The 12456-nt window shown below is 40.5% G+C and carries 10 protein-coding genes and 2 pseudogenes; 2 read left to right on the forward strand and 10 right to left on the reverse strand.

Annotated features, from left to right (window positions below):
- The first annotated feature begins 635 nt into the window (after positions 1-635).
- Positions 636-1079, forward strand: a complete 444-nt coding sequence (gene alaE / locus G337_RS25955) for an L-alanine exporter AlaE (protein ID WP_051303107.1) — start codon at positions 636-638, stop codon at positions 1077-1079.
- 136 nt (positions 1080-1215) lie between these two features.
- Here alaE and G337_RS0109340 read toward each other — a convergent pair whose 3' ends face one another.
- From G337_RS0109340 to G337_RS0109385, 10 genes and pseudogenes are all read right to left on the reverse strand, one after another.
- Positions 1216-2259, reverse strand: coding sequence for a protein-glutamate methylesterase/protein-glutamine glutaminase (locus G337_RS0109340; protein ID WP_028863648.1), 1044 nt, complete (start codon positions 2257-2259; stop codon positions 1216-1218).
- 24 nt (positions 2260-2283) lie between these two features.
- Positions 2284-2886 (reverse strand): chemoreceptor glutamine deamidase CheD, encoded by a 603-nt coding sequence (gene cheD, locus G337_RS0109345; RefSeq protein WP_028863649.1) that lies wholly within the window; start codon positions 2884-2886, stop codon positions 2284-2286.
- A 96-nt stretch (positions 2887-2982) separates the two neighbouring features.
- On the reverse strand, positions 2983-3813 hold the full coding sequence (locus G337_RS0109355) for a CheR family methyltransferase (RefSeq protein ID WP_028863650.1): 831 nt from the start codon (positions 3811-3813) through the stop codon (positions 2983-2985).
- A gap of 3 nt (positions 3814-3816) precedes the next feature.
- Positions 3817-5313: pseudogene (locus tag G337_RS29535) on the reverse strand (methyl-accepting chemotaxis protein); the annotation flags it as partial.
- A gap of 57 nt (positions 5314-5370) precedes the next feature.
- Positions 5371-6606, reverse strand: a pseudogene (locus G337_RS29540) (methyl-accepting chemotaxis protein); the annotation flags it as partial.
- 43 nt (positions 6607-6649) lie between these two features.
- Positions 6650-7162: a chemotaxis protein CheW gene (locus G337_RS0109365; RefSeq protein WP_028863651.1), complete on the reverse strand. Its 513-nt coding sequence runs from the start codon at positions 7160-7162 to the stop codon at positions 6650-6652.
- Positions 7163-7189: 27 nt separating this feature from the next.
- Positions 7190-9307 carry a chemotaxis protein CheW gene (locus tag G337_RS0109370; RefSeq protein ID WP_028863652.1) on the reverse strand — a complete coding sequence of 706 codons (2118 nt, stop codon included), beginning with the start codon at positions 9305-9307 and terminating at the stop codon, positions 7190-7192.
- Between the two features lie 29 nt (positions 9308-9336).
- Complete coding sequence (locus tag G337_RS0109375) at positions 9337-9702, reverse strand: response regulator (protein ID WP_028863653.1); 366 nt, start codon at positions 9700-9702, stop codon at positions 9337-9339.
- A gap of 30 nt (positions 9703-9732) precedes the next feature.
- Positions 9733-10941 carry a methyl-accepting chemotaxis protein gene (locus G337_RS29410; protein WP_084605324.1) on the reverse strand — a complete coding sequence of 403 codons (1209 nt, stop codon included), beginning with the start codon at positions 10939-10941 and terminating at the stop codon, positions 9733-9735.
- Positions 10942-11130: 189 nt separating this feature from the next.
- Entirely contained in the window at positions 11131-11481 is a 351-nt protein-coding gene (locus tag G337_RS0109385; protein WP_245597649.1) for a hypothetical protein, read from the reverse strand.
- 183 nt (positions 11482-11664) lie between these two features.
- On the opposite strand from G337_RS0109385, the gene G337_RS0109390 reads away from it, so the two are divergent.
- A complete protein-coding gene (locus G337_RS0109390) occupies positions 11665-12453 on the forward strand; it encodes a class I SAM-dependent methyltransferase (RefSeq protein WP_028863655.1) in 789 nt (262 codons plus the stop codon).
- The last annotated feature ends 3 nt before the right edge of the window (positions 12454-12456 follow it).

Genomic DNA, 12456 nt, shown 5'->3' on the forward strand with positions numbered 1-12456 from the left:
GCGCAAGGTGTGAGAGTTCAAGTCTCTCTTTCCGTTTCATTACTTGTTTTTATAGCGAGTAAGTAAAAAAGAAGCACAGGTCTATTTCTACCGTGGGGGAAGCTCAATAATATTAGAGGATTATCACAGCTCTATATTTCAACACATAATGCCGTAGTCGAATCTTTACATTTCACCGATGCAGTTAGCATTGCTTTTCTACACCATTGATATTTATAATATTAGGTCTCGAAAACCCTCTATCTGAGTGTAACTGATACAGTGAAAACAATTTTACTTAATCATACTAATTTAACACTTCGCAATGCCCTAACATCGCTTTTCGGCGGCCGCTGTATTTCTGTCTTTTATAACTGATACCTAGCTGCGTCAGCAGCACTCTCATTCAATAAATAATAGCAAATCCACTAATTTTCTATTCATTTATGCTTGTTAAAATGGAGACTGGTTAAATACAAATAAGATTTGTATTTGGGTTCTTGATTTTGTAATTAGAATAACTAGTTACTGCAGTCAACGCCCTGCTTCCATCCATTTTTCCTACGCCTAAATAAATTAATGGAACTGCTATAACCTGCACTCCAGATACTGGTGATGCAGCCGTATCTGAATTTTGAAAATAGGCATCAAATGAAATGAAAATTAACAGTCTCTGGCTGGCTGATACCCTGGCCCTAATGTCTTTTACAATAATTACAGGCATCTTTATCGAAGTATTAATTGTCGGCATGACAATACAACAGTCACTGCTGTCACGTTTACTGTGCCAGCCTGTAAATATTGTAACTGGGCGGATGTACGGAATCTATCGAGATAAAATCATTGGAAAATTAAATAGCGCTAAACTGCACAAACGGTATAAGGTTCTGGGTGATATCACAGCTTATATCACCTTCCAACTACCACTATATATACTGATACTTTTCATTATCGGTATGGATATACAAAACATCACCAAGGCTGCCATGGCTCAAACTTTGGCTTTACTTGTTCTAGGCGCCCCCTATGGATATTGGCTTACTGCTGTACGAAAATTTATGAATGCAGCATCAGACCCCGCTTTACGGATAACAGGTTAAAGAAAAGACTGACAGAGAAACCTGCCAGCCTTTTCTTTTATCAGCTTTCTGCATCAGGCTCTTACCTGGATAGCAGTAAGTCGTTACATTTCCTTTGTATCAAGCAGCGAATTGAAGTCTGTACTATTTGCCCTCTTTAGTTTCTTAGATGCTGTAACACAGCCTCTACCATGTTATTTAACGGCTCAACCTGATCCACGCCTCCTGCTAACAGCGCTTCTCTCGGCATCCCGTACACAACGCTGCTTTGTTCATCTTGTGCAAAGTTAAATGCCCCGCTATTTTTCATGCTTAATAATCCCGCTGAACCATCTTTTCCCATACCTGTTAATATTATTCCAATAGCATTTTTTCCGACGTGTGATGCAACAGATTCAAACAATACATCTACTGACGGGCGGTGGCGGTTCACCGGCTCCAGTTCATTAAGCAGCGTGTAATAACAGCCTGATTTGCGAATGACACATAAGTGCTTACTTCCCGGCGCAATGTATGCGGTTCCAGCATTAAGCAGCTCATTATGCTTAGCTTCTTTTACATTTATTGTGCAGAAAGTGTTTAAACGAGCGGCAAATGATGCTGTAAAACCTGCCGGCATATGCTGAGTAATCACAATAGCCGGACATTCTTCGGGCATAGACCTTAATATGCAGCTGATAGCTTCAGTGCCGCCCGTTGATGCACCAATCGCAATAATTGTTTTTCTATTGATATTGTCAGCGGCAGACATTGATACTGTTGAAATACCAGCATTAAGGGGAAGCCGCTTATTCTGCTTAACTTTTGCCATAGAAGCAGCTCGGATTTTATCGGCAATTTCCTGGCTGTATTCCTGCATTCCATTAAGCTGATTAATTTTAGGTTTAGTAATAAAATCAACTGCTCCCAGCTCTAATGCCTGCATAGTTACCGCAGAGCTTTTTTCCGTTAACGTCGATATCATTACTACCGGCATTGGACGTAAACGCATTAATTTTTCAAGAAAATTTAAACCGTCCATTTTCGGCATTTCAACGTCCAGCGTTAAAACATCCGGGTTTAGTGCTTTAATCAGCGTCCGGGCAATTAGCGGATCCGGAGCCTCTCCGATAACTTCCATATCATGCTGAGAATTAATAATCTCTTTCAAAATTCTACGAATTAACATTGAGTCATCAACAATCAACACTTTTATGCTCATAACAACTCCAAATAGAATTTACAATCAGCTGAACAGATCATAATCACCATCTGCATCTGTTTGATTAACTTTAGAAAAGTAACTTTTTTCGCGCATCTCTATGGTGTTGTTATTCACCTTTTTAAGTTTGCGTACCATTACCTTTCCCGTTTTCGGAAAAAAATATACTTTTCTTGGATAATCCCCCAGCAGATCCTCAGCACAAACCGGTATAGATTCATTTTTAAAATAACTGACTACAAATTCCGCATTGCTTAAACCTACATCCAGTTCATGAAAATGGCTCATCATCCGCCCTCCTCCAAACACTTTAGCGGCTAAATTCTCTCTTTTTCCACCAAACTGGATAATTTTGTTAATTAACAGCTCCATCGCGTAGGCACCATAGCGGGCTGATTTATCAAGGCAGGATTTTCCTGCATGGTTATTTTCAGGAAGCATAAAATGATTCATTCCTCCAACCCCGTTGTTCTGATCCCAGATACATGCCGAAACACAGGAGCCTAATACGGTCACCAAAACCATATTACGAGTAGTAACATAATATTCGCCAGGCAGTAACTTAACCGCATCAACATCAAATGTCTGGTCAAAATAGGTTTGGAAAGCCAGCTGCTCTTTATCCATTATTTTTCCCAAGCGCAGAATAAATCCAGCAGCAGCCGGTAAACAGCACTGAAAAAATAACAATAAAAACGCGCTCGTACTGCACACTATTCATTCTTACACTCTCCGATAGACAGTATGCTTTTCTAACTTAAAAACATTGGATGCATTTGGAAAACTCTCTGAATGACCGACAAATAACAAACCTCGCGGGGGCAGTTTCTGAGCAAACTTTTCAAGCAGCTCATACTGCGTATCTTTATCAAAATAGATCATGACATTCCGACAAAATATTACGTCAAACTGTCCTTTCATCGGCCATTCAGGTGATAATAAATTCAATTTTTTAAATGTAATTAAACGCCGCAGTTCAGGTTTTATTAAAACGAATCCCTCTTGAACCCCTTTACCTTTTAGAAAAAACTGTTCAGTTTGTAATCTGCTTAATTTTTCAATTTTATCAATTGGATAAATCCCCTTTTGTGCCTTTTCTAATACACTGGTATCTAAATCTGTTGCTAGAATTTTCACCGGAGGAGCTAAACAGCCGAATAGCGAGACCATAGTCATAGCTATGCTGTAGGGCTCTTCTCCAGTGGAGCTGGCTGAGCACCATATTTTAATCGGCTGGCTCTGTGATACTTTTGAATAATTACGTTTTACATGGGAAGCTAATGCTTCAAAATGATGTTTCTCTCTAAAAAATGAAGTTAAGTTAGTGGTCAGCGCATTGATAAACTCTTCCCACTCTGAACTATGCGGATCGTTCAGTAAGGATAAATAGACACTAAAACGGCTGATTTTATGGAAGCGTAATCGTTTTACTAAACGGCTGTAAACCAGATCCTCTTTTTTTTCGCTCAAAGAGATGCCCGCATGCTCATAAATTAATTTCTGCACATGCGCAAAGTCTTTATCGGTAAAAATAAACTCTCGTAAGTCATCCATTAACTAAAACTCTGTCCATTCATCATCATTCGGCGTTTTAGGAATTTGATGAAAACGATGATGCGCTTTTCTATCTGCCGCTAGAGGAGTCTGCAGTACATGCTCAGCAGCATCACCGGTATCAAAAACACTCACTGATACAGATAAAGTATCAGCCTGCTCTTCTAATGACTCAGCAGCGGCGGCGGCCTCTTCAACCAGTGCTGCATTCTGCTGAGTGACCTCATCCATCTGCATTATTGCCTGACTGACCTGACCAATACCGGAACTCTGCTCCATTGAAGCCGTTGCAATTTCTGCCATAATATCAGTAACCTGCTTAACGGCAGTTACTATCTCATCCATTGTATTGCCCGCTTCATCCACTAATTTAGCACCAGCTTCTACCTTATCAACGGAGTCACCAATTAACGTTTTAATCTCCTTGGCAGCGGCGGCTGAACGCTGCGCAAGGCTTCTCACTTCAGAAGCAACAACCGCAAAACCACGTCCCTGCTCTCCGGCGCGGGCGGCCTCAACCGCCGCATTTAAAGCTAAGATATTGGTCTGGAAAGCAATACCGTCGATCACCGAAATAATGTCAACAATTTCACGGGAGCTGTCATTTATATCACTCATGGTATTAACGACTTTACCAACTACATCACCGCCTTTAAGTGCAATATCTGAAGCACCATTGGCTAATTTATTTGCCTGTTTTGCGTTTTCAGCATTCTGTTTAACTGTGGTGGTTAACTCTTCCATACTGGCGGCTGTTTCTTCCAGGCTGGAGGCCTGCTCTTCGGTGCGTTGTGATAAATCACTATTACCCATTGCAATCTCTTTTGATGCAACATTGATAGTATCCGCGGCTTCTTTTATCTGTAAAACAATCTCTTTAAGTTTATTAGCGGTTAAGTTTGAATCATCTTTTAACTGACCAAATGTACCCTGATATTCATTGGTAATACGATCGGTCAGATCCCCTTTTGCTAAAGCAGACAGCATACGAACAACTTCATTTAAACCTTTTTCGCTAGTTTCCATCAAACGGTTAACCGCTTCACAAAGCTGCGTGAAAAATTTATCTTTCCCTTCCAGGCTCATACGGCGGGTAAAATCCCCCTGTACTGCGCCGTTTACAATGCTCGCTACCTCTTTTTCAATAACCACTTCAGCAGTTCTGTCTGTCCACTCAATGACTGAGCCTAAACGGTCTCCATGTACATTAATAACCGGGTTAGCAACCAGCAGGAAGGTCCTTCCTCCCACTTCTATTTCTGCTCTGTATTCACTGGTAAATGATGCTAATAGTTTTTTCTGATGTTCAGGGTGTTTATGAAACAGATCAATATTACTGCCCATTAATTTCTCAACATCAAAATTAGGCAGTTCTTTACGAATATCATCTTGTGCGTTGCTTAACATCGGCACAATCGAGTTATTCATATAAATAATATTGCGGTTATTATCGGCGATCATGACATTGGTACTTACATTATCTAAGCCTATTTTGATACGTGTCGATTCATTCGCCAGGCGTTTCATATCCTCAACTTCAAAACCAAGCTTTATCTGCATCATTTTTAAGGCTTCAAGTACACGGCCGACCTCATCGTCATTACCCGCTTCAACATCAATACCATAATTCCCCTGGGATAATTCACGAAAATATCCTATCGCCCGATCTAATGGTTCAGTGATACTTTTACTAAGTTTCACAGAAACAACAAAAGCGATAACAATCACAGTTACAGTAGAAACCAGCATAAACAGGGACATGTTAATAAAACTGCTGGTGCTTTGCTGGTAAAGAGATTCTGCCGTATTCATATTCTGTACTATGGCCTTTTCAATCTGCTCCTGCAGTGCAGGCATCTGTCTAGCGGAGACCTTTAATAGTGCCTGCAGCGGTTTCGTATCACCGTCATAAATAAGCAGCTCCGCCGGAGAATAAACACCATCGAGCAGCTTTTTACTTAATTTTTCAAGGGTTTTATTTTCTGACAGCTGCGCAGGAGTAAAGCTGTGCATTGCATATTTTGCCTGCAGTGCTTTGATAATATTTAAGTTTTCACTTAACTGTTCACTTACTGACTGTAGGTCCTGAGTATTTTTTGGTGATAATGCAGCTTGTAATAAATCACTGCTTTCATGCCACTTATGCTGCAGAGATATCAACTCATTCTGCGCAGTCATATGGTTATTGTATAACTCATTAAGGGTGTTATTAGTTTGATTATTAACAGAAACTCCGATTATACCGCCGCCAAGTAAAACAAATGCCATCAGCATAAACATGGCGGAAATTCGTTTTTTAATACTTATATTATGCAGAAAGTTGAGCTTATCCTGCCAGGAAGGAGATACAGGCTGGCCATGTATTATTTTTAATCCCCCCTGTTTTCCCTGTTTAAATAAGCTGTAAACTGCACTGGTAGTTTCAATATCACTGCGCGAAGCCGCTGTGCGTACAGACATATAACCAACATGCTGACCATTTTCTAAAATAGGCGTCACATTCGCTTTAACCCAATAAAAATCACCATTTTTACAGCGGTTTTTTACCAGACCTGTCCATGGTTTTCCATTTTTGATATCAGCCCAAAAATCAGCAAATGCTTCAGCAGGCATATCCGGATGACGAACAATATTCTGCGGCTGGCCCATTAATTCAGCTTCGGTAAATTGACTTATACGCAGAAAATCATCGTTAATATAAGTAATATTCCCCTGCAGATCGGTATTAGATACGATTGAATCCTTTTCAGTTAAAATGTATTCATTATTTGTTACTGGAATATTATTTCGCATAGTGACACCCTAATTTTAAATACTTTAACTACAACTATCTGCTTCAGGCTAACTGTTCAACCAGCGCCATCTCTTTACTGCTCATTAAATTTTCTATATCAATTAGAATCAACATCCGCTGGTCAACGACTCCCAGCCCTTTAATGTATTTAGTATCCACTACAGCGCCAAACTCCGGCGCTTCTTTAATCTGCTCACGGCTTAGAGAAATCACATCGGAAACACCGTCAACCACCATTCCTACCACCCTGTCTGCGATATTAAGAATAATAACAACCGTCATTTCATGGTAAGTCACATCACCTAAATTAAACTTAATTCTCATATCAACAATAGGCACGATAATGCCGCGTAAATTGATCACCCCTTTTATAAACTCCGGCATATTCGCGATGCTTGTCACGGAGTCGTAACCGCGGATTTCCTGCACAGTGAGAATATCAATACCGTATTCTTCATCTCCCAGAGTAAATGTTAAATAACCGCTTTCCTCTGTTCCCGTCATTTCAGAGATAAAATTATGCCCAGTGTCTGCTTCACTTTTTGTTTCCTGCATTGTTTTGTCCTTTTACTCTTTTGTTCTTTATTCCATTGAGCTGATTAAACCGGCAGCATCAAGAATTAAAGCAACCCGTCCATCTCCCATAATGGTTGCACCAGAGATGCACGGCACTGCGTGAAAATTCGTTTCTAAGCTTTTCAAAACGACCTGCTGCTGACCGACTAACTGATCCACTAATAAAGCTATTTTTTTATTACTGCTCTCTAACAGCACTAAAATTCCATCACTCGGCTGATGCACCTGTGTTTCAATATTAAACAACTGGTGCAGAGCCAGTAATGGAATATATTCCCCTCTGACTTTTACCACAGTGCCTTTACCGTTTATGGTTTTTATGTTCTCTGTCTGCGGCTGCAGTGATTCACAGATAAAAGTCAGCGGGATAATGTAGATATGATCTCCAACCGAAATCGACATACCGTCTAAAATGGCTAAGGTAAGTGGTAAGCGGATAGATATGGTTGACCCCAGCCCCAGATCAGAGTGAATTTCAACCTGTCCGCCCATTTCAACGATATTACGTTTCACCACATCCATACCGACACCGCGGCCGGAAACATCGGTGACTTTTTCCGCAGTAGAAAAACCGGCAGAAAAAATCAGCTGATAGACCTCGTTATCAGTCATGCTGTCACTGATATTCAGTCCGCGTTCGGCAGCTTTAGCTGTTATTTTTTCACGGTTTAACCCGGCTCCGTCATCACTGACGTTTATTACTACATTACCGCCTTGATAAAAGGCAAACAGGGTAATAGTACCGATTTCCTCTTTACCCTGTGCAAGGCGTATTTCCGGCATTTCAATGCCGTGATCTATGCTGTTGCGGATAAGATGAGTTAACGGATCTGCAAGCTTTTCCACCAGCCCTTTATCAAGCTCCGTTTCATCACCAATCATCTTCAAATTGATCTTTTTATGTAATTTACTCGATAAGTCACGTACAACTCGAGGAAAACGTGCAAATACAAAACTGATCGGCATCATACGGATCGACATTACCGACTCCTGCAGATCCCGGGTATTTCTTTCAAGCTGAGTGAGCCTGTTTAAAAGAATTTCATGCTCCGAAGGATCCAGCAAAGCAGAGATCTGGGTTAACATAGCCTGAGTAATCACCAGCTCTCCAACCTGATTAATTAACTGATCCACCTTTTCAGTATTAACCCGGATAGAGCTGGATGACTCGGAACCGTTTCGACTGCTTTTTACAGCGCTTTTTAATCTGCCTGCAGGCACCGGCTTTTTTTCTATATGTTTATCTTCATCGCTAAAAAAGCCATAACTCTGCGTTTCCTGCTCTGCGCTTTCCGCTGCTTTTGGAAGGAGCAAAGACGGCTGTGCAGGCAAGTCATCACTATCATTATTAGAGTTAACGGGTAATTCATCGAAAATTCCAAAGCTGTCATTTTCTATTAGTGCATGAGTGTTTTCTTCTGCAAACAATCCAAATGCATCTTCTTCCTGTTTTTTCTCCTCTTTAACCTCCAGTCCAGTGATAACAATAGAGCCGGGTTCTGCAAAAAAGGTGATGCAGTCAATCAGCTCATCATCCGACACTGAAGCTTCAGCCAGCGTCAGGCACCATTTTTTATAACCATCCTGTATATCACAGCTGCAGCTGAGTTCAGCAAACTCTGCTAATTCACGCAGCAGAGTGCTGATATCTTCTTTCTCCTCTGTTAAAAAGGTAATCTCTCGACAAACTGTTTCTGCGGCTGAGTTATTTTCAGCTGATTCCGGGGAAACTGCCCTTTCAGCCGATAAACTTTCTAGAGACTTACATAGTGTTTTAACTTTATCCGGATCAACTTCCCCGCCTTCCTGATGTGCTTCCTTCAGCTCAGCTAAAAGATCTCCTGCCTGTAGAAAAGCATCAATCATTTCAGAGGTTAATATGGTTTCTTGTTTACGTAATTTATCTAAAAGCGTTTCAAGAATATGCGTCACTTCAGTCATATCATCAAAAGCAAAGATTCCTGCGCCTCCCTTAATTGAATGGGCGGCTCGAAAGACAGCATTTAAATCATCTAAACTGGGGGATTCAATATTAATAGCGAGCAGCAGCGACTCCATATTAGCCAGATGCTCTGATACCTCTTCAAAAAAAACAGCATAGAACTGCTTCATATCTATCGACATATCACCTCACATGGAGAAAAAACAATCAATTAACCTAAGACTTTAGCAGTTAATTCAAGCAGCTTAGCCGGATTAAAAGGTTTCACCATCCAGCCCGTTGCACCAGCTTCCTTTCCCTTTAATTTCATTCCATTACTAGCTTCTGTGGTTAACATTATGATAGGTATACGCTGATAAGCGGGTAAACTGCGTAAAGATTTAATCAGAGTAATACCGTCCATTCGCGGCATATTCTGATCCGTAAGGACAAAGTTGTAGGTATTAATTCTGCACATATCAAAAGCTTCTTTACCGTCTTTTGCCAGCGATACCTGATAGTTTGCCGAAAGCAGCGTGACTTCCACCATTTGCCGGATTGAAATCGAGTCATCTACAACTAAAATATGCTTGGCCATTTAATTACCTCTATTATTTCGGTTAATTTTCTAGAAAAACTCAATTTCACCACTATCCATATTGGAAGAAGAAACAGGATTATTTACACTCTGTTGTTTTTTTGACTGTAAATCATGCACTATTTGTTCTATCTCCTCTGGAATGTAACGCCCTTCTGTATTTGCAAGCTGCTCCATAGACTCCGTCAGCTGCTTAATGCTAGAAAGGGTAAACTGCAGGCTTTGAATACTGATGTCACCAAACTGCAGCCCGCGCATCGCATCATGCACCGCTTCGACTAACTGCCCCGCCAGCTGGTCAATATTGCGGGTCATCTGCAGATCATTGTCCGCTTTATGCGCCAGCTTCTCGATCGCGGCTTCCACTTCTTTTTTAGAATTCAATACGTAATCAACATCCTGAGTTGCAACATTTTTCACATCTTTAGCAAGTTCAGAAATAAGACGGTTCATTGAAGAGAGCTGCTTTTGAATCTCCATGCTTACTTCAGATGAACTATTTGATAATGAGCGCACCTCACCGGCAACAACAGCAAACCCTCGCCCGGCTTCCCCGGCTCTGGCCGCTTCAATAGCGGCATTTAATGCTAATAAATTTGTTTGTGATGCAATCCTTTCAATCCCCTGAAGCGCTTTCATCACTTGCGGCATTTGTTCGCTGATATGATTAACTTTATCAAGCAGAAACAGGGACTCATCCCCCATTTTCGCAGCCGTCTCTACAAAATGATTCAAAGTATTAGAGGTTTCCTGTGCAAACTGGCGCATATCAACAACGTCATCATTATTGTGCTTTTCTGAACCTGCACTTAATATGCCGTGCAGATATGACTGCTGCTGCTCAAGCAGGATCTGGATTGCAGAAAAAGCACCGCTTAATGTCGTAACAGCTCCCTCCTGAGTGCCAAGCAGATCGGTTAAATCATGCTTCCAGATATGCATGCTGTCCAGACTTTCGTTAGCAACAGCACGGGTGCTTAATAGGATTTTTTTATCAATTTCAGTTTCGTGACTATTGAGGTCCAGACATTCATCACCTGTATTACCTGTCTCAACGTTTTTGAAATAATCACAGAGGAAGGCCAAAAAAGTCAGCCCTAAAATAATGACGATTTCTGCAAATATAAACTGCAGTGCGGCTAAGCAGATAAGCAGCAGTGCAGAAAGTTTGAATATTTTAATCAACATAATATTTTTAAACATGATGTCTAATACCTGTACTTTTAAAGAACTGTTCATTAAAAGTAGTCATATTTAAATTTGTTTATCTGTTAATCTTTTATTGACGCTTTGCTTTTTTGATCTAGATCACTTTTGCTTAGTTTTTATTAAACTGAAGGATATGTAAAACAGGTTTATTTTAAGAAAGAAAAGAGCAGCCGCGTGGTTTAACGGCAGGCAGGTACTAACAAAAATAGATAATGAAACTTACTCCAAGTCTATTGCCCGGATGGCTTGTTTTAAAAAATCGGACCTAAGCTGAAATTCGGCACTGGATTTTTTACTGCGGCTTGCATGCAGCTGGCTTTCAACCCCTACTAACTCTTGAAATAACCAGCCGCGGATCATCACATAATAACGCGAGTCCGTTCCGTAGGAGATAATGGTCTGTAACGACTGTGCATGCTCAGGATCTGTTAAAGCAGTCTGGATTTCCTGCACCATAATACCGATTTCATAGGCTTGTTCATCACCAGCAGCTGGTGCTGAAGGCTGTTGTGCACAGGCGGAATTCAAGAGTATAAATAATACTGCGCTCAGCAAAGGTTTATTGATCATAAGCAGTTCTCATTAATTTCATTACACAGTAGACAAGCATTATATATCCGTTATCACGCAAAATATATTTATCAAAAGTACAGCGGGTTGTTAAATCCTAGCTTTATTATTTAAAATTCACACCTATATACTCTGCAAAATGGTAAATTACGCCTGTAAATTTATCTTATAGAGCTTAATATCATGATTATCAAAAAAGAGTGGCGAATTCTCACTGTCGGTGATGGAGACTTATCATTTTCCTGCTCGTTACTTAAACACCACCAGCCAGCCTCTTTAACTGCAACTGTCTATGATTCTTTAGAAACAATGCAGGGGAAATACGGTGATGACTTTTATCAGGAGCTTAAAGCCCGGAATAACCCGGTACTGTTTGAATTTGATGTCACCAATCCAGATTCCTGGGGCTCTTTAAAACCACACAGCTTTGATTTAATAATCTTTCAGTTTCCGTTATTACCCGCTTTTCGTTCTTTTGAGGAATACCAAAACCGCGGTGAAGATGTCAATATCAATACCCTGAACCGCCGTTTATTACGCCGTTTTCTAATTAACTCCTGCAGTCATTTTTTAGATCCACAGGGGCAGCAGTTATGTTTCATCACCTCTAAAGATGTAAAACCATATCGTGAATGGAATATTGAAAATGATCTGCATCTATACACAAATATCCATTATTTAGGCTCCACAGCCTTTGATATTAATATGTTTCCCGGATACAAAATTCGTAATGTAGACCGTGATAAACATGTAAAAGATACTAAGGGCATAACCTATGTCTGGAGTAAAAACAAAAACAACGACCTGGCAGAAGAGCTGCAGCAGGCTCTATATCAGGGGGATAACTGCTGCACAGCCTGCCGGGCCGGGCCTTTTTCAACGCAGTCCGATCGTGTCGAACATAACCTGTCAAAAAAGCATTTAAATATGATGGAATTTAAAAGGCTGTGGTTAACCGACCTAAAAAAATGAAAA

This window comes from Psychromonas aquimarina ATCC BAA-1526 (assembly GCF_000428725.1).
Taxonomy (GTDB): domain Bacteria; phylum Pseudomonadota; class Gammaproteobacteria; order Enterobacterales; family Psychromonadaceae; genus Psychromonas; species Psychromonas aquimarina.